At 38.8% G+C, this 19,990-nt stretch carries 13 protein-coding genes; 5 read left to right on the forward strand and 8 right to left on the reverse strand.

The window, feature by feature from the left end; translation table 11 throughout:
- Positions 1 to 147: 147 nt before the first annotated feature.
- Positions 148 to 2,406 (reverse strand): glycosyl hydrolase family 95 catalytic domain-containing protein, encoded by a 2,259-nt coding sequence (locus ASU31_RS17640; protein WP_057933597.1) that lies wholly within the window; start codon positions 2,404 to 2,406, stop codon positions 148 to 150.
- 136 nt (positions 2,407 to 2,542) lie between these two features.
- The gene (gene holA / locus ASU31_RS17645) at positions 2,543 to 3,565 is read right to left on the reverse strand and encodes a DNA polymerase III subunit delta (RefSeq protein WP_057933598.1); all 1,023 of its coding nucleotides are present in this window, start codon (positions 3,563 to 3,565) and stop codon (positions 2,543 to 2,545) included.
- Between the two features lie 191 nt (positions 3,566 to 3,756).
- Here holA and ASU31_RS17650 point away from each other — a divergent pair, with 191 nt between their 5' ends.
- Positions 3,757 to 4,215 (forward strand): type I restriction enzyme HsdR N-terminal domain-containing protein, encoded by a 459-nt coding sequence (locus ASU31_RS17650; protein WP_057933599.1) that lies wholly within the window; start codon positions 3,757 to 3,759, stop codon positions 4,213 to 4,215.
- 831 nt (positions 4,216 to 5,046) lie between these two features.
- On the opposite strand, the gene ASU31_RS17655 is transcribed toward ASU31_RS17650, so the two are convergent.
- From ASU31_RS17655 to ASU31_RS17670, 4 genes are all read right to left on the reverse strand, one after another.
- Positions 5,047 to 6,240 carry a Gfo/Idh/MocA family protein gene (locus ASU31_RS17655; RefSeq protein WP_057933600.1) on the reverse strand — a complete coding sequence of 398 codons (1,194 nt, stop codon included), beginning with the start codon at positions 6,238 to 6,240 and terminating at the stop codon, positions 5,047 to 5,049.
- A gap of 284 nt (positions 6,241 to 6,524) precedes the next feature.
- A complete protein-coding gene (locus ASU31_RS17660; RefSeq protein WP_057933702.1) occupies positions 6,525 to 7,889 on the reverse strand; it encodes a 3-keto-disaccharide hydrolase in 1,365 nt (454 codons plus the stop codon).
- A gap of 51 nt (positions 7,890 to 7,940) precedes the next feature.
- Complete coding sequence (locus ASU31_RS17665) at positions 7,941 to 9,296, reverse strand: Gfo/Idh/MocA family protein (protein WP_057933601.1); 1,356 nt, start codon at positions 9,294 to 9,296, stop codon at positions 7,941 to 7,943.
- Positions 9,297 to 9,734: 438 nt separating this feature from the next.
- Complete coding sequence (locus ASU31_RS17670) at positions 9,735 to 12,401, reverse strand: valine--tRNA ligase (RefSeq protein ID WP_057933602.1); 2,667 nt, start codon at positions 12,399 to 12,401, stop codon at positions 9,735 to 9,737.
- A gap of 209 nt (positions 12,402 to 12,610) precedes the next feature.
- Here ASU31_RS17670 and ASU31_RS17675 point away from each other — a divergent pair, with 209 nt between their 5' ends.
- A complete protein-coding gene (locus tag ASU31_RS17675) occupies positions 12,611 to 13,039 on the forward strand; it encodes a DoxX family protein (protein WP_057933603.1) in 429 nt (142 codons plus the stop codon).
- Here ASU31_RS17675 and ASU31_RS17680 read toward each other — a convergent pair.
- Both ASU31_RS17680 and ASU31_RS17685 read right to left on the reverse strand, forming a co-directional pair.
- The gene (locus tag ASU31_RS17680) at positions 13,036 to 13,671 is read right to left on the reverse strand and encodes a Uma2 family endonuclease (protein ID WP_057933604.1); all 636 of its coding nucleotides are present in this window, start codon (positions 13,669 to 13,671) and stop codon (positions 13,036 to 13,038) included. The genes ASU31_RS17675 and ASU31_RS17680 overlap by 4 nt on opposite strands.
- A gap of 349 nt (positions 13,672 to 14,020) precedes the next feature.
- Positions 14,021 to 16,003: a heavy metal translocating P-type ATPase gene (locus ASU31_RS17685; protein WP_057933605.1), complete on the reverse strand. Its 1,983-nt coding sequence runs from the start codon at positions 16,001 to 16,003 to the stop codon at positions 14,021 to 14,023.
- A gap of 346 nt (positions 16,004 to 16,349) precedes the next feature.
- Here ASU31_RS17685 and ASU31_RS17690 point away from each other — a divergent pair, with 346 nt between their 5' ends.
- The 3 genes from ASU31_RS17690 (at position 16,350) to ASU31_RS17700 (ending at position 19,988) form a co-directional block, all read left to right on the forward strand.
- On the forward strand, positions 16,350 to 18,383 hold the full coding sequence (locus tag ASU31_RS17690) for a M13 family metallopeptidase (RefSeq protein WP_057933606.1): 2,034 nt from the start codon (positions 16,350 to 16,352) through the stop codon (positions 18,381 to 18,383).
- 295 nt (positions 18,384 to 18,678) lie between these two features.
- Complete coding sequence (locus ASU31_RS17695; RefSeq protein ID WP_057933607.1) at positions 18,679 to 19,500, forward strand: DUF2625 domain-containing protein; 822 nt, start codon at positions 18,679 to 18,681, stop codon at positions 19,498 to 19,500.
- Between the two features lie 23 nt (positions 19,501 to 19,523).
- Positions 19,524 to 19,988: a DinB family protein gene (locus ASU31_RS17700; RefSeq protein WP_057933608.1), complete on the forward strand. Its 465-nt coding sequence runs from the start codon at positions 19,524 to 19,526 to the stop codon at positions 19,986 to 19,988.
- Positions 19,989 to 19,990: the final 2 nt, after the last annotated feature.

Here is a 19,990-nt window from a genome sequence, read left to right on the forward strand (position 1 = left end):
GAAGCAAATTTGATTCATGGAAGCTAAGCAACCGTTCAAGGAGTAAATGACCGTAAGAGGGGGCAGGATAATTACCCCCCTCTGCTTTTTTCGGGCAAGCGTATTTCCCTGCTGTGATTAATTATCCTATTTTCTGGCCAACAAATGTTATTCGTAACCGTTTTCAAAAACGATAGTCTGTTTTTTTTCCAGGTTCACTTCGGCAATTCCATCATCGCCCATTTTTACACTCTCAGCAGGTATATCTCTTACCACATAAGTTTTAAAAGGCAGTTTAATTCTAAGAACGCCCGCTTTTTCTGCATAAACTTTTACTGTTGTTGGCACACCGTTTTCTTTATTGCCGCTTACTAAAAAGGCGCCTTCAGCACGTAGATTATTAAAAGTAACATCTTTCCAGCTTTGTGGCACTGCCGGGAATGCCTGTATATAACCATTTCTGCTTTGCAATAAAAGTTCCTGAACGCCCTGTGCAAAGGCAAAATTGCCTTCTAAGGTAAAAGGGCGGTAGGTGAAGCCTGAGTACTGCCCCCCTTTTTGATCGCCATTTAAATGAAAACTGTTCGGCGAACAGAAATTGGATGCAAAAATTTCCAGTTGCTTTACTGCCTTACCGGCCTGGTAAGCCCTTGCATATATAGAAGCCATCCAGCTAAAAGAGTAACCACACCATGCCCTTGTACCAATTTCTTCTAACCGTTTTAAGGAGTTATCGATAATGGTTTTATCTTTCTCGCGGTTAACATCCAATAAATCGAGCGGATATATGGCCATATACTGCGACATGTGCCTGTGCGAGCTTGTTAAATTAGATCCAGGTGCAATGGTAAAACCAGTTTCATTTATTTCATAATCCGGTAACTGATTCAGCATTTCCGCCCAATGTTTGCTTTCGTCTATTTTACCTTTTGCCTTGCTTACTTCGGCCGCAGCGTTAAATAAGAACTTAGCTAAGGCCAAATCGAAATTGGTCCAGTTTAAGAACCAGGCTTTAATACTGTTATCGTTATACTCAGGACTAGAGCTTAAAGGCAGTGAACGTTTGCCATCTTTCAACCTTGTAATATTCTCCAGGTAAGTTGCTGCTTCATGGATATATGGATAGGCTCTACTTTTAAGAAACGCTTTATCCATGCTATATTTCCACTGCCAATAAAAATGTTGTGAAGTCCATGCGCTTACGGTTGGCGAAAGTGAATACTGGATCCATCCACCCATCGGATCGCCATTTAAAGTAATTACACCAGGAACATTTAAGCCTTCAACGCCAAAATACTGTTTGGTATAGGTAAGGTTACTTTTTCTGATTTTCCATAGCCAATCGGTAAAAGTGGCTCCTTCTGCCAGGTGGTTAGCGCTATATGTTGGCCAATAACTCAATTGAGTATTTAAATCATTGTGGAAATCGCCTTTCCAGGGTGGTAAGCTGCCATTATCGGCTGTCCAAACGGCTTGTAAAGTTATGGCTGGCGCACCTTTTCTGGCTACACACCCTAACTTGTACATTTCTAAATAGTATTGTTTTTGAATAAGCTGATCCGGAACAGAGATATTCGATTTATTCCAGAAATCTTCCCACCATTTGGTGTGAGAATTCCAGCCTTTTGGCTCTTTTGCCGTTGAAGAAATAGCGGGTAATTTTGCAGCTTTATCATTACTAATAGTCCAGGAACCAATTACATTGCCGTTCGCCATTATTTTCCATTGAACCAGCACTTCATAATAATGATCTTGGTAAGTAGGCTGGCGGTAACGGACACTATTTATCGTATTGTTAACTGTTCCTTTTGCATAGCCCAGTTTCTGCAAACCCTCACCTGCATGGCTGTTATCGCCTTTTTCTATCAAATTATTAGCGTAATTATGCACAATCAGGTTAGGTATGATCGCCGTTGATTTAAGATTTTCGAAACTAAAATATCCCCGTTGCCGCTTTGCATGAATGTAACAGTTAAAAACTGTACCATTTTCAAATTTTACGGTGTTTAAGGCCGTTTCGATATCCAATTCATTTGATACCACTTTACCCAGCTTAGCAATATCAAATTCCATTGCCGCTGCAGGTAATTTAGTTGGATATGGACTGTTATCATAAGGTTCATCACCTATTTTTTGAACGGCAGCATAGTTATTTTGGTGAACCTGCTCTTCTACCCACTTAAAGTTAAGTTTCGAAATATCCAGTGCTTTTCGTTCATCCCACAGATCTGCACGATCTAAAGAAAGGCGTAGTTTGTTGTTCTTTTCCCATATTAAAACACCTAACATACCGTTCCCCAAGGGCATGGCTTCATCCCACTTGTTGGCGAGTTTAGGAAAGGAAAGATTATAAGGTTTTAAAGATTGGGCATAACCTGCTGAAGAAAAGCACAGGAGTAAAAAGAATAGGGTAAATTTAGTTTTCATTTGTTTGTTTAGAAATGGTTAGCACGTGTGGTGTTCTATCAATTTCTAAAATAATGATATTAAATTACAATAAAATCCAGAAAAATTGCGCAAACGTTTGATGGATAATATAAAACAGGTTATTGCGAAAAAAAGCTTAGTGCACAATTTTAAAAACGAGTTCCTTTAAGAGTTCTCCATCTTCAACATTTCCGGTACTATCTAAACCTTTGCTTTTTAAATCGTATTCGCGGAGTAAACCGATTACCTGGAAAACCTTCCCTGTGTTGTAATTTCTTGCAGCTACCTCATAATCTTTAATAAAAAATGGAGGCACGCCCAAAGCTGATGCCGCATCGGCCTTATTGGGGATATAGTGGTATTTTAAAAGTTTAGTAAAGTAACCACCTAAATTGGCCAAAACCATTACTGTTGGATTGGCTTTAGGGTTGCTGGCGAAATAATTGATAATTTTATTGCATTTCAGCACATCGCGGATAGCCAGTGCCTTCTGCAATTCGAAAACATTATATTCTTTACTAATACCTATATTTTTCTGAACCAGATCGGTATTAATGGTTACCTCTTTTGGAACATTGAGCATTAACTTTTCGATCTCGTTGGCAATTTTAGAGAGGTCAGTTCCTAAATATTCGGCCATTAAAGCCGATGCCTGCTGGTCGATCTTGTAACCTTTATCTTTAATAAATTCTTCAATCCAGGGTACCAGTTTATAATCGCGCACAGGATCTGACTGAAAAATCAGTCCACTTTTATTAATGGCTTTGTAGATTTTTTTTCGTTTATCGAAGTTCGCATACTTAAAGGCCAAAACCAATATGGTACTCGGTAAAGGTTTCTCAAAATAATTGAGCACAAATTCGCCCTCTTTGCTGCTCGAATCTTCTTTGCCCCACTTTAAATCCTGTGCCTCTTTAACAATTACCACCTGATAATCAGACATCATCGGGTAACGCTTTGCCGCTCCCAAAACCGTAGCCATATCCGTATCCTTTCCGTATAAAACCGTCTGATTGAAACCTTTTTCGGCATCGTTCAGCAGTTTATCTTCAATATAATCTGTTACTTGATCGATATAGTAAGATTCTTCACCATGCAATAAGTATACAGGTTTGAATTTTCGGGCTTTGATATCTTTAATAATTTCGGCAGCAGTCATTGCCCGTAAAATTACGATTTAGCTTTAAGGATTTAGGCAAATGTTTATAATTTAAAGATGTGAGGTGCCAGATTTGAGATTCGCTTACATATCTTAAAATTAAACTAACTTTGAAGCCGTAATAATTGATAAATTGTTTATTGTTGCATGGTTAACTGCCAATTGCAAACTGATAACTGCCAACTGAGAAAATGTTTACCCCTACTCCGCTTAACCTTCCGCCCTATCCATTTAAAATTACCCAAAAAGATGATCTGGTTTTCATTTTCGATGAGCTGAGGAAAAAGCACCTCGTACTTACACCTGAGGAATGGGTACGCCAACATTTTATACAACACCTGGTTTTGGAAAAGAAATTTCCACGTACATTAATCCAGATTGAAGGCGGTTTAGTTTTAAACCAATTACAAAAGCGGAGCGATATTTTGGTTTACAATACCGCTGGCGAAAAACTGATGTTAATTGAATGTAAGGCACCCAAAGTAAAGATTACGCAATCGGTTTTCGATCAGGCTTCGCGGTACAATTCTATCCATCAGGCCAAATGGATTGTGTTAACCAATGGTTTGCAGCATGTTTATGCAAAGATGGATATGGAAAAAGGCAGCTTTAACTTCGTACAGGAAATGCCGGATTATTTGGGGTTGTAGCACAATAATTTTGCCACGGAAGCACGGAAAATCACAGAATAAAATTACTCCAGTTTTAAATAATGCTATTCAACCATTAATAGCAGCAAAAGCCTTCCGATTTTAAACCTGATTGACGCGAAAATCCTTTTTTGTCACCCTGAGCGGAGTCGAAGGGCAAAAAAGATTGGAGCAGAAAGCAGGACTAACCTTAAAAAGATCTACTGCAATTGCTTTCCAAAATAAAATGAAAGTAGAATAATATTCTTCTTGGTCGGAGAGACACCAACCAATAGGGAAAGAGTACAAATCTGAGCTTGTAGATGGCCTAAATATTCATAAATAGCTTTATGATTTAATCGTTTGTATAAGAAAATCAACAGTAGCAGATCTCTCCATTACGCTGTGCTTCAGTCGAGATGACGATGTTTCTATTAGATTCACCTATCGGTTGGTGTCCCACCGACCGAAACTTAATCTACATCCACAAAATGAAAGTAGAATAACAGTTCTTCTTGGTCGGTGAGACACCAACCAACAGAAAAATACTATTTGGGGTTGCTATGAGCAGGAATAACATCTTTCTGAATCATGCTATGCAATCTTCAATAGCAGCAAAAGCCTTCTGATTCTAAACCTGATTGACGCGAAAATCCTTTTTTTGTCACCCTCAGCGGAGTCGAAGGGCAAAAAAGATTGGAGCAGAAAGCAGGGCTAACTTTAAAAATAGCGACAACAATTGCTTTCCAAAATAAAATGAAAGTAGAATAATATTCTTCTTGGTCGGTGAGACACCAACTAATAGAAAAAACTCAAAAAAAGTCCTTCGACAAGCTCAGGATGACACATGAGCTACACACTATATTCCGTCTTCCAAACCTGTTTATTCCCGCTATAAATGGCCTCGTTACACATGGCCACACATATAGCCGCTTGCGTTCCGGTATTGATATTTGATGCTGGTTCTTTCCTGGTTGTTATCGATTTATAAAATTCATCTAGGGCATAATTTGTACCATCAATGGTGGCTTTATCCAAAATCGGGATTCCGCCATCTTTATTTACCACAATTTTTGTGGCTCCAGTTACGCCATCAACTATGCCTAATTCTTTTTTAGCACTTTCTTCAGGATAAAACAAGCCGGTATTGGTAAGCAAAGAAACCGAACCTTTAGTGCCTTTTATTTTAAAAAGGTAACCATCATGCGCATTGCCACAAGTGGCTCCAAAATTGCCGATCATGCCTTTTTCGTTATAACGGAGAATGGCTTGGATATTATCATAGGTTTCGCGCCCGTCTTTAAACACATCTATCCCACCCGATCCCATAATTTCATCAGGCTGGGTTTCGAAAGCCCAATTGATAAAATCAATCTGGTGCGATAAAAGTTCGGCGGCTAATCCGCCAGAATACTCCTTATACATCCGCCAGTTGATCTTACGTTCTAAAGCTGGATCTGGCACTGCCCTACGCCAATTGCCGTTACGGTCCCAACGGCAATCGATCTGGCTAACCTTGCCCAAATAACCACTTTGGATCATATCCTTCACCTTAAAATATAAAGGCGAATAACGATACTGATAACCAACCTGAAAAACCCGATTGGGATATTGTTTTACCAGTTTTTTAAGTTCGAGTGCCTGGGCAATATTGTATGTCATGGTTTTTTCTACATACACATGTTTGCCGGCCAGTACCGCATCTTTGGCAATTCTGAAATGTTCACTTAAAGGTGTGGCAATAAAAACCGCGTCAATTGTTTTATCGTCTAAAACTTTGTGGTAATCTTTTATGGCCTTTGCATCAGCAGGAACATACTTTTCGGTTTCCTTAAGTCTAAAATCGAGTAAATCGCAATAAGCTTTAATTTTATATTTTGCGGGCATTGATTTAATTACCGACAAAACACCTTTGCCACGATCGCCACAACCAATCATTGCCACATTAATAATTTCATCAGCCACTAAATTAGCAAAACCCTGGTTACCCAAAAGTAAACCAGAGCCTAACAAAGTGGTATGTTTTACAAAAGATCGACGATGCATGATATTTTAATATTTTATTTCTTTATTCGTAAATATATTTAACCACAGATTAATACGGAAAACCTAAATTGATTATTAATATTGGCTTAAAAGTTTTCTCGGATATTTTAGCTCACAGTCGTCACCCTGTCCCGAAGCTTCGGGATCAGGGTCTATATAGCAAGAAAGATGCTGAAATAAATTTACTGCGTAGCTTTACGCTGCGCTACAGGTCAGCATGACGATCGCGTTAAGAAAAGTAGGCTAAAACTAATCAAAACGTATAAATATTAACCGAACTCAGGTTACAATGTTTTAATTTTAATCGTCCTGAAATCTACTTTGTTACCGTGATCCTGAAGGAGGATATGTCCTTTTGGTGCTTCACCAAAGTTTTTCCAATCTTTATACTTGCTGATGGCAACCAATTTTTTAAATTCTTCTGAACCGCGTGTATATTCTAAAACTTTTACGCCATTTAAATAATGCTCTACTTTGTTATTTGGATACACCACCAAACGTCCGTTATTCCAGCTTCCAATAGGACGCAGGTAACGGGCTTCTTTTTTCGAAGTCATTAAATCGTATAACGAAGCCAAGGTGCGGTTTCCATCTCTGCCCAATTTTGCATCAGGATGTAAAACATCATCTAAAACCTGATATTCGAGACCAATAGCAGAACCTTTATTTTTTTCGCTCAGGGTAACAAAATATTTTACGCCACTGTTGGCACCAGGGGTAAGCTTAAACTCGAACGACAAATCAAAAGCAGCATATTCTTCCTTGGTTACAATATCGCCGCCGTTGGTCGATTCTGCACCACCCGATGGCTCTACACTGATAACGCCATCGGCAATTTTCCATCCTTTGGCGGGGAAAGTAGTTTTATAGGCACCAACCCAACCTGCATTGCTTTTACCATCGAACAAAAGTTTATAACCTTCTGACTTTTCGTAAGCAGATAAGGTATTGGGTGTTAAATTAACCGTATAAATTCCTTTTGGAAAAGCTTTGGCTTTTAAGCCCTCTGTTTGAATGTTAATGTTTTTGAAATAAACTTTCTTGCCATCATTATCCAGGTTATTGCCAATGCCATGAACCTGCAAACCGATAAATCCTGATTTATCCAAAGTATCGATCACGTAGGCCACAGGCGTTCCATTTACCCAGGTTTTGGTTTCGTTACCAATACATTCGATTTTGTAATGGTTAAACTCATTCTTTTTATACAGTGGTTTTGCCGATGGATTAAGCTCCAAAGGATATAGCCACAATCTTCTGGCCTCATCGTAAATTCCCCCGGTCCATGCCCTTGGTGTAGGGTCTATTTCTACCTGCCTGCCAAAAACCAATCCTTTACCGTTATTTCCCTCTGGTTTAATATGGCTGCGGGTTTGTACGCCCGAGTTAGTGGTTTCACCTTCGAGTTTTACATCCAGTTCTAAAATAAAATCTCCATATTCTTTTTCAGTGATTAAGAACGAATTTGGTGTGCCTTTGGTCATCGTTCCGATAATCATTCCATCTTCAACTTTGTATGGAGCGGCTCCTGCAACTGCTTTCCAACCGGTTAAGGTTTTACCATCAAATAATGGTTTTGCTTTTTGGGCAGCGGCTGATAAACTGATTAGCGAAAGTGCCAGAATACTATATTTTTTAAAATTTAACATGATTTGTTTTTTTCTTGCCGTCATTGCGGGGAAGAATGACGATATTTTTTTTTAATATTTAAATACTTTTCCGTTTGCGATTACTTCTTGTCTGCTTTCATCGAAAATTGCCTTTGCACCTGTTCGTACCGCGGCATTGGTCATGATATTGGCAATAGAGTGTGAATAACCAGCTTCAACAGGCGCATTTGGTGTTTTACGACTGCGCACACATTCCATCCAGTTGCGCATATGGCCAGAGGTTAATGCATCGCCACCCATATTGGCTCCTGTAGCCGTTTTAATTTCGGTTTTACTTAAATCAAACTCAGGCAAAAGATTGGCTTTTAAACCCATAGCTGCAGCCTCTTTTTCCTTTAAACCACCTTTTGGCGATACTTTATTGGTAATTAAATTCAACTCGCCACCGTTTGAATAGTAAACCTCGCCCACATCGCCTACACTATTCTGCATTCTTGAGGTAAAAGTAACCTGAAAACCATCTGTAGTATCAGGCTGGCCATAATCGAATACGGCAACCATCGAATCCCAGTTTCTACGGCCATCTTTCCAGGTGTAAATGCCTCCGTTTGCCACTACACTGCGCGGATGTTTTAAATTGGTAAACCAGTGCACCGTATCAATCTGGTGCGACATCCATTGTCCTGGCATACCCGAAGAATATGGCCAGAACAAGCGGTATTCTAAATATTTTCTTGGATCGAAGGCTTCGGTTGGGCGGTTCAACAAGAATCTTTTCCAATCGATATCTTCTTCTTTTAATTTGGCTACTAAATCTGGTCTGCGCCATCGGCCAGGCTGGTTTACATTCCATACCAAATCTACAGCAGTTATCGGCCCGAATTTTCCATCCTGAATAAATTTTGCCGCATTGGTATAATTCTCACCACTCCTTCTTTGCGAACCAATCTGTACAATCTGTTTGCTTGCTTTAACGGCTTTAAATGCGGCTTTGGCATCGTCCATGGTTTCGGCAAAGGGTTTTTCTACATAGGCATCGCAACTGGCTTTTACAGCTTCGATGGTGTGAAGTGCATGCTGAAAATCGGCCGTACTGATAATCACCGCATCAAGATCTTTAGTGGCATAAAGCTCATCGTTGTTCCGGCAGGCTTTAATATCGTGACCAAATTTTGCTTTTAAATGGGCAATCCCTAAATCTCTCCGGTAGTTCCATAAATCAGAAAGACCTACAATGTCGAAGTTTAATTCCTTGTTATGGTTCAGGAAACAAGGCAAAAGGGTCTCTTTAAAACGATCAGAAAACCCAACAACACCAACGCGTACCCGATCATTTGCACCGATGATGCGTCCATAACTTTTGGCACTCATGCCCATTGTACCCGCGTAGGTTGCAGCAGCAAATATTGCTGATTGTTTAATAAATTTTCTTCTGGAATTTTCCATTTGGGATATTAGGTTAGATTATCTCTTAGTTTGCTAATCTGACAAACCATTTAAATAAAACCTAAAATATGGTTAATAAAAACAAACCTTAAATATTCGCAAGTAATATTTTTGAAACTTTATATTAAAAAAATGGCTTATAATCGTATTAACCCTAAATAAATAGCCAGAAAACCCTTATTCAAGGCAATAATTTATTTTTATCGATATCTAGGAAAACGTTTGAAATAATTTATTCCTATTGAGATAGTTTTAATTAACTATAAGTAAAAAAGCCTTTCAGAAAATAATCTAAAAGGCTTTTTAGGGAGAGTCGTCACCCTGAACCGAGCCCTAGCGAGTTCACCGAAGGTAATTCATTTCAGGGTCTAAATATAATAGCAGGAAAGATGCTGAAATTAATTCAGCATGACGATCGCAATGGCTGTTAAGTTATTATTATCCTAAAACCGCTAAACTCTCTTCAATAATCTTGATTTTTGCTTCAGCATCGGCCTTTTTATTACGTTCGTTAGCAATAATTTCAGGCTTTGCATTTTGCACGAAACGTTCGTTGCTCAGTTTAGCATCAACTGATTTTAAGAAACCTTGCAAATAAATCAAATCGGCATTTAAGCGTTCGCGTTCTGCTTCTATATCAACGTTTTCGGTTAACGGAATAAAGAATTCGTCTTTACCAGCCATAAAAGCAGTTGCACCCACAATTTTATCGTTCACTATTTCAGCTTCTGATACATTGGCCAATTTGAAAACAATGTTTAACCATTTTTCATAATCAAGATCAGAATTTATTTTGATACTTAAAGGCAATGCTTCTTTAGGAGAAATCTGCTTCTGGTTCCTTACATTTCTAATTTCGGCTACAACAGTTTTAATTACCTCCGCATCTTTCAATAATTGCTCATCAAAAGCACCACCTTTCGGGAATTCGGCCACAATACAGCAGTCCATTTCTCCACGCTCGGCAAACAGATCATCATGCCATAATTCTTCGGTTAAGAAGGGCATGTTAGGATGCAATAATTTGATGATATTTTCGAAAAAGGCAATTGTAGCTTTATAACTCTCCGCATCAATCGGTTGCTGATAAGCCGGCTTAACCATTTCTAAATACCAGGCACAGAAATCATCCCAAACCAGTTTGTAGGTAATCATTAATGCTTCTGACAGGCGATATTGCTTAAAGTTGGCTTCGATTTCTACTAATGCTTCATTAAATCTATTTTCGAACCATAATATGGCCTGGGTATTCGGATTTGCTAAGTTTTCGTCAACTTCCCATCCTTTTACCAAACGGAAAGCATTCCAGATTTTGCTGGCGAAATTACGCCCCTGTTCGCAGTAGCTTTCATCGAACATTAAATCGTTTCCGGCAGGCGACGACATTAACATCCCTACACGAACCGCATCGGCACCATATTTTTCGATCAATCCAATCGGATCAGGTGAGTTACCCAACGATTTAGACATTTTACGGCCTAATTTATCACGTACAATCCCTGTTAAGTATACATTCGTAAATGGTTTTTTGCCCATAAACTCATGCCCGGCCATAATCATACGGGCCACCCAGAAGAATAAAATTTCAGGTGCGGTAACCAGATCGTTGGTTGGATAATAATAATTGATGTCTTTATTTTCAGGATTTTTAAAACCATCGAAAACTGAAATCGGCCATAACCATGACGAAAACCAGGTATCCATCACATCGTCGTCCTGCCTTAAAAATGGCTCTAATTGATGCTTGAATCCAGCTTTTTCCGTTTCTGAGCAGCTTTCATCCAAATGTTTTTTCTTCCAGAATTCTTCTAATGCTTCATCTTTAGTTTTGGCAACCACCCAATTTCCTTTATCATCGTACCAGGCCGGGATTCTCTGCCCCCACCACAACTGGCGACTAATGTTCCAATCGCGAACATTCTCCATCCAATGGCGGTAAGTATTTTCAAATTTATTTGGAATCAGGTTTACTTCTCCATTCAATACATCATCCAAAGCTGGTTGTGCCATTTCTTTCATCTTCACAAACCATTGCATAGATAGCTTTGGTTCGATAGCGGCATCAGTACGTTCAGAGAAGCCAACCTGCGATTTATAATCTTCAACTTTGTCTAAATGCCCAGCTTCTTCCAACATTTTGGCAATTTTTTTACGGGCAACAAATCTGTCTTCGCCTACTAAAATAACCGCTAGTTCATTTAAAGTTCCATCATCGTTTAAGATATCGGTAACTGGTAAATTGTGCTTAACGCCAAGCTCATAATCGTTCAGATCGTGCGCTGGTGTAACTTTTAAACAACCTGTACCAAACTCAATATCAACATATTCATCCTCGATAACCGGAATTTCATGATTAATCAGAGGCACAAAAACCTTTTTACCCTTTAAATGTGTAAAACGCTCGTCGTTCGGGTTGATACAGATTGCTGCATCGGCCATAATCGTTTCCGGACGCGTTGTAGCTATCGTTAAAAACTGATCTTCCGTTCCCGAAATCAGGTATTTAATATAATATAGTTTTTGGTTTACTTCCTTACGGATTACTTCTTCGTCAGAAACGGCAGTTTTACCGGCTGGATCCCAATTTACCATACGGATACCGCGATAAATCCACCCTTTTTTGTATAAATGAATAAATGAATCGATCACCGCTTCAGAAAGATCTTCTTCCATGGTGAAACGGGTACGGTCCCAATCGCAACTAGCACCCAGTTTCTTTAACTGTTCTAAAATAATACCACCGTATTTCTCTTTCCACTCCCAGGCATATTTCAAAAATTCTTCACGCGAAAGATCTTTTTTATTGATACCCTGCTCTTTCAACATGGCCACAACCTTAGCTTCGGTAGCAATAGAGGCATGGTCAGTTCCTGGAACCCAGCATGCATTTTTACCTTGCATACGGGCTTTACGGATCAATACATCCTGAATGGTATTGTTAAGCATATGCCCCATGTGCAGCACACCGGTAACATTTGGCGGTGGAATTACAATAGTGTAAGGCTCGCGTTCATCGGGTTCGGAGTGAAAAAATTTCTTCGATAGCCAATAGCTATACCATTTATCTTCTGTTTCTGCAGGATTGTACTTGGTGGATATGCTCATGAAAAATTATTCAATATCAATTTGAGTGGCAAAAATACGTTTTTAAGGGCAAAAATTAAAGCAGAAATCGTTTGAAAGCAAGCATAGAAGTGAAATATTATAGTTTAAGCGCCCACTATTTAATTCATCTTTCCGTCGATAATTGTATTTTAGTATACACCAAATACCATTTCAAAGATTTGCTCCACCATAAAACCCTTTAAACTACCATGAATACTAAAAACGCTAAAATTGCTTATGCCATCTTGCGCATAACAATCGCCATCATTTTATTATCACACAGTGTGTTGGGCATGTTTGATGGCGGAATTAATGATTTTGGCAATCTCTATTTGAATAAAGTTGGGTTCGCGCCCTATGGAGTAGCTATTGCATGGATAATTAAACTGTCGCATGTAGTTTGTGCAGTGCTTTTAATCATGAACAAATATATCCGGTTGGCATGTTTTGCTACCATTTTCGTATTGATTATGGGAATAATCATGGTGCATCTTAAAGAGGGTTGGTTTGTGGTAGGTGGTGGAAGAAATGGTGTAGAATATAATTTCGTATTGTTATGCGTATTAACCGCTATTATGTTTTTGAATGCTGATTCAAAACAATACAACACAAAAATCAGAAACGGAAAAATAAGTTAATCGATATCGTTAAAAACATCATCTAATTCCAGTTCAAACCCTGGTAATACCGATGAAGTGATTTTCTCACTGTGGGTAAATATTTTAGATGGCTGGAATTTGCCTGAATCATTAAGGGTGTAAATGAGGATGCTCTGATCGCTTTGGCTAACCACCCAATATTCTTTAACACCAAATTCTTCGTAAACCTTATACTTATTGAGTAGTTCCATTTTGGTATTGCCGGGAGATAAAACCTCTACAACAAGATCGGGTGCGCCAATACAGCCGCGGGCATCTAGTTTGCTTTTATCACAGATCACGCAAATATCGGGTTGTAGTACCGTATATACATCTTTATCTGCTTTACTTTCTTTAGGAAAGCGGACATCAAACGGAGCAGAATAAACCTTGCATAGTTTGCCGTCTAAAAAATTACCTAGTTTCAAGAAAATATTACCAGCAACTTCCTGATGCACCCTTGAAGGCGCAGGGCTCATCTTAAAGATTTTACCTTTAATCAGTTCTACTCTTTCAGGGAAAAGCCAGTTTAAATAATTAGAATAGCTATAAGTTAATGATGCATCAAGTTCTTCGAATTGCCTAACAGGCTCATCATCGTTTAAAACCGGGTATGGAACAGGCTTAGACATAAACGAATATACTAATTTTTATAGTAATCCGCCTTTCTATTTTTCAACATATCTTACTTACCATTAATACGTTAATAAAGATAAAGACTGTTACACCATAATCTTTTTAATGCCCTTAACTTTTTAATGGTAAATTGATCCCCATTGCTTTTTCATCATTAAGAAGTTAAGAAAGGCTAGAGAACTGTTACACCATAATCTTTTTAATGTCCTTAACTTCTTAATGGTAAACGGATCTACATTGCTTTTTATCATTAAGAAGTTAAGAAAGGTTAAGGCTTTATGTAATTTTCTTAATTATCTAAATGCCTTAATGATAAACATTTAGACTCCACATACAAATAGTGTATTAAAACTTCATTTTCTGTATCCTAACCGCATTTAAAATGGCCAAAAGTGCAACACCAACATCGGCAAAAACGGCTTCCCACATGGTGGCAATACCGCCCGCACCTAAAATCAAAACTAGTGCTTTTACCGCGAATGCCAATACGATATTCTGGATCACAACCTTTTTGGTTGCCTTTCCGATTTTAACCGCAGTTGCAATTTTAGAAGGCTGATCGGTTTGGATAACCACATCGGCCGTTTCAATAGCAGCATCGCTTCCCATTGCCCCCATGGCAATACCAATGTCGCTAATGGCCAATACAGGCGTATCATTTATCCCATCGCCAACAAAAGCCACCACCTTGCTTTTGTCGCTTTTAATTTCTTCTAGCCTGGCTACTTTATCTTCAGGTAATAAATCGCCAAAATAAGTATCAATACCTAAACCTGTTGCTACTTTTTTAACAATTGAAGTTTTATCGCCGCTCAGCATCACTACCTGTTTTATTCCGTTTTCGTGGAGCTGCTTGATGGCTTCTGCGGCGTCTTCTTTTATTTCATCGGCAATTAAAACATACCCCACATATTTTTCGTCAACGGCAACAACCACAATACTTTCTTCAATAGCTGTAATCTTGGCATCAAAAGCAATATTAAATTTCGCTAAAAGCTTTGTATTCCCTGCCAAAACCGCTTTGCCATTTACCGATCCCTTTAAGCCCATTCCAGCAATTTCCTCAATATTTTCTGCGGGATGAATTTCTTTCTGGCCTGCGTATTCTACAATGGCCTTTGCAATTGGATGGGTTGATTTTGCTTCAACGGCAGTTAATAAATTCAAAAACGTTGCTTCATCGATGCTGCTTTCTACTTTCTGAACCTTAAAAACGCCTTTTGTCAAGGTTCCCGTTTTATCCATTACTACAGTATTCAACTTGGTAATTAAATCGAGGAAATTAGAGCCTTTAAAAAGAATCCCATTTGCCGATGCCGCACCAATGCCACCAAAATAACCCAAAGGGATGGAAATTACCAGCGCACAAGGGCAAGATATAACCAGGAAAACCAACGATCGGTATAACCAGGTTTGGAAGTGATATTCGCTTCCTAAAACCAAAATTGGGATAGTAACCAGCGCGAGGGCTAAAAAGAAAACAATTGGTGTATATATTTTCGCAAACTTGCGAATAAAGAGTTCTGTTTTAGCTTTACGTGTAGTGGCGTTCTGAACCATTTCTAAAATGCGCGACAATGCACTATCGGCAAAAGCCCTGGTTACTTTTACTTCGATTACCTTCTCCAGATTAAGCATCCCTGCCAAAATCGATTCGCCTTTATTAATTGTACGTGGTTTACTTTCGCCTGTTAAAGCAGCGGTATTAAAACTGCTCTTATCGCTGATCAGTTCTCCGTCTAAAGGAATTTTTTCTCCAGCCTTTACTTGTATGGTTTCGCCAATTTCTACCTTTTCGGGATTAATGTCTTCGTATTTTCCATTGCGGAACACATGCGCTATATCTGCACGGACATCGAGTAAAGCCTTGATATTCCTTTTGGCACGGTTTACCGCAGCCATTTGAAACAGCTCTCCAATGGTATAAAAAAGCATTACCGTTACCCCCTCCGGATATTCGCCAATGGCAAAAGCACCGATTGTAGCGATAGACATTAAAGAGAATTCGGTAAAGAAATCTTTTGCTTTAAAAGTTTCCCAAACCTCACGTAAAACCGGAATGCCCACAGGTAAATAAGCTACGATGTACCAATAAGGTCGGATGATCTGAAATGCAGTAACCGTAAAAAGATTGTCAAACGCAATCCCGATCAGCAGCATAACTAATGTTACAATGGCTGGCAGATAAGTTTGAAAGGCCGATGGATCTCCACCATGATCGTGGTCGTGTTCGTCGCCTTCTTCGTGTGCATGATCGTGGTTATGTTTTGGGGCGGAATGTACTTTACTGCTGCAACAGCTATCTTCTTTATCGTGTGAGTGGCTCATTATATTTATTGTATGCTAAACATCATTTTATTTATTATCGATAAAACCTCGCAGGTTTAGATAACCGTTTTCAAATTTATGGAAAATAAAATGCTTTATCCCGAATCGTTCTTAATAACAATAATTTTTACAAGCGCACAATAAATTTTGTTAAAAAATGTTAATAGTGTATAAAAGATTTAAAATCATGAAATCTATTAAAATTTCTTTTTCAGCGTCTGAACTTATTAGGCGACTTGGTTTAGCAAAAATTTACTACTGGTTTAACAAGTAATATTCTTAATATATAACGCCAGTATTAATTAGTATTTCATAAATTTCGCATAATTACTAACTTATTAAGCGAATGAAATACCAAAATTTGAAAAGATGTTTTGCGGCGCTAGGTATAGTCGCTGCAGGCTTTTCTGCAAATGCACAAACCAAAAAATTTATCGACCCTGCTAACATGGATCTTTCCGTTAAGCCAGGCGACGATTTCTACACTTACGCAAGTGGCACGTGGATAAAGAACAATCCAGTTCCTGCTAAAGAAACACGCTGGGGTTCATTTAACGAACTTCGCGATTTCAACATCAACGCCGTAAAGTCTTTAGTTGAAGATGCAGCTGCTGATAAATCTGCTCCTGTAGGTTCTGTTAAGCGCAGAGTTGGCGATTTTTATACGGCCGCCATGGATAGTACAACCATAGAAAAACTGGGCTATACACCAATAAAAGCCGATTTAGAAAAAATTAAACAGATTAAAAACATCCAGGGCGTGCTAGATCAGGTGGCTTACATGCGAACCAATGGTTTAGGCGGTGGAATGTTCGGACTGGGTGTTGGCCAAGACCGCAAGAATGTAAACAAATACATGGTAAATATTGGTCAGGGCGGTACAACCCTGCCCGATCGCGATTATTATCTAAAAGATGACACGCGTAGTGTTAAAATCCGCGATGCCTATAATACCTATATGGTTACTTTATTTACCTTAACAGGAAGTACTCCTGAAGAAGCTAAACAAAAAGCAGCTACTGTTTACAAAATCGAGAAGCAATTTGCAGAAGCACAGATGAGCCGTTTAGAAATGCGTGATCCTTACGCCACCTATAACAAACTTACTGTTGCAGAACTGAACAAAAAAACTCCAGATATTAACTGGACAACCTATTTGCCTAAATTCAAAATCAAAAGCCAAGATACTGTTCTGGTTTCCTCGCCTAAATTTATGGCAAGCCTGGATGGAATGTTGAAATCGGTTCCGGTTACCGATTGGCAAACTTATCTGGAGTGGAATATTTTAAAAGGTTCGGCTTCTAGTTTAAGTTCTCCATTTGTTAAGGCAAGTTTCGCTTTCACACAGGCACAAACTGGTCAAAAAGTACAAACACCACGTTGGCAACGGATGTCATCTTTAACTGATGGCACTATTGGCGAATTATTGGGCCAGCTTTATGTAGCGAAGTATTTTAAGCCAGAAGCTAAAGAACGCATGAACCAGATGATTGTGAACTTGCGTAAAGCTTTCGAAATCAGAATTAATGGTTTAGAGTGGATGAGCCCTGAAACCAAACAAAAAGCATTAGCTAAATTACATGCATTTACACCAAAGGTGGGTTATCCGGAAAAATGGAAAAACTACGATGGTTTGGTGATTAATAAAGACACCTACTTCCAAAACTTACGCAATGCAAGTGTTTGGGGTTACAATGAAATGATTGATCAGTTAGGTAAACCTGTCGATCGCAAACGTTTTGGAATGACACCCCCAACAGTTAATGCTTACTACAGCCCTACCCTGAACGAAATTGTTTTCCCTGCAGGTATTTTACAGTTCCCTTTCTTCGATCCAAATGCTGATGATGCCGTTAACTACGGTGGTATCGGTGCGGTAATCGGTCACGAAATGAGTCATGGTTTTGATGATAGCGGAAGCCAGTACGATGCTGCCGGTAATTTAAAAAACTGGTGGACAGCAGAAGACAAAGCCAAATTTGATGCTAAAACAAAAGCTTTAGGCGAGCAGTTTGATGGCTATACCGTATTGGATACGGTTCACGTAATCGGCAAATTGACTATGGGCGAAAACATTGGCGATTTAGGGGGCCTAAACGCGGCTTATACTGCTTTTAAAATGACCAAACAAGGTCAAAGCAATGAGAAAATTGATGGTTTTACACCAGATCAACGTTTCTTCCTGGCTTGGGCACAGGTATGGAGAGGTAATATTTTACCTGAAAGTGCCGCTCAGTTAATTAAAACCGATCCACATTCTCCAGGCCCATATCGTACGATTGGTGCACCTGTAAATATGGATGCATGGTACAATGCTTTTGATGTTAAACCTGGCGATAAATTATACAAAAAACCAGAAGACAGAATTAGAATGTGGTAGATTGAGGTGGAAGGTTAAAAGGTGGAGGGTTTAAGGCTTTTCCACTTAATAGTTTGAAATCAATTATTTATCATCCCTATATTACAAGCGCCCCAATTTCATTGGGGCGTTTTGTTTAGGTGTGGTGTCAGATGGTAACATCCGACTGCACGATTATTCACATGCCCTGGTTTGTGTCTCCACAAACCAATAATTAAACCAAGCTCGATATTTCTCCCAAATCAAAAATTATCACACTCCCTTCAACAATTCTTAATTATCATTCTATCTTTGGAAAAACATAAGCCCCTTTTTCATGAAAAGCGCATTCAAAACCCTCTTTTTCCTTGGTTTAACTTTATTCTCTTCAGAGATTTTCGCCCAAGACAATAAAGATAATAAATTAATAAGCCTTGAGGCGTTAATAAATAAAACCGATCCAGCTTGGCCGTTGGTAAAAAAGTGGATCGATTCTGCCAAAAATAAGGTGGAGGTTCTGCCAGTTGATTCTGCAAAAGCAAAAGAAGTTTTATATAATGCGCAAATGACGACCTATGCCACACTTGGCTCGGTAATTTACAATACCGGAGGCATTATGGTTGATAATGGCTGGATTAGAATTTTAGGTTCGGGCAGCGAAAGATTGAGCCGGAATGTTGCCGAATGGAACAAAGGAAAAACCATAAAAGAATATGGCGATAACATCCCCTACCTGTTAATTGCTGATGATGCTGTGGGTGGTTTCTTTGCTATTAATTATGGCGGTTTGGGTAAAGATATTAAAAATGTGTATTACCTGGAGCCTAACAGCCTAACCTGGCAACCGCTTGGGGCCGGCTATGGCGAGTTTCTTGTTTTTTGTTTCGACAGCGATCTTTCTAAATTTTATAAAGGCTTACGTTGGAGCAGCTGGAACCAGTTTATTGCAAATTTAGATGGCACCAAAACTTATAGCTTCCGCCCTTATTTATGGGAAGAAGGTACCGACATTGATAAATGTACGCGGAAACTTGTTGGAATTGAAGAAATGTACCGTTTTAATATCATGAAGTCGAAAGAACTGAATGCGGATAAAGGCATAAAAAAAGACGATACACAAAAGAAAGAAACCAAAGAGGATACCAAAAATGAGCAGTAAGTTACTGTCTATAAAATAATTATATGACTGATACACTTGCTACCATTACCCAGATCAAAAACACCAGGGCTTTTATACTAGAACTGGTAAAGGATTTGAGCATCGAACAGTTAAATAAAATCCCTACAGGTTTTAACAATAATATTATCTGGAATATTGCGCATTTAACCGCAGCACAACAAAACATGTGTTATATAAGGTCTGGACTTGATATAACTGTTGAGGAAAGATATTTCAGCCCTTTTTTAAGCGGCACAAAACCTGAAAAATTTATTGAGCACAAAGATATTGCTTCGATTTTCGATGCACTCTTAAATAGTATGGATCGTCTGGCAGCAGATTATTCGAGTAATATTTTTCTAAAGTTCGATCCATGGGATAAACGTTATGGCATGAAACTAAACTCGATAGAAGACGCGATAAATTTTATCCCTTTCCACGAGGGTATGCATATCGGTTACATTATGGCCTTAAAGAAACTTGCATAAAA

This window comes from Pedobacter ginsenosidimutans, assembly GCF_001442625.1.
GTDB classification, from domain to species: domain Bacteria; phylum Bacteroidota; class Bacteroidia; order Sphingobacteriales; family Sphingobacteriaceae; genus Pedobacter; species Pedobacter ginsenosidimutans.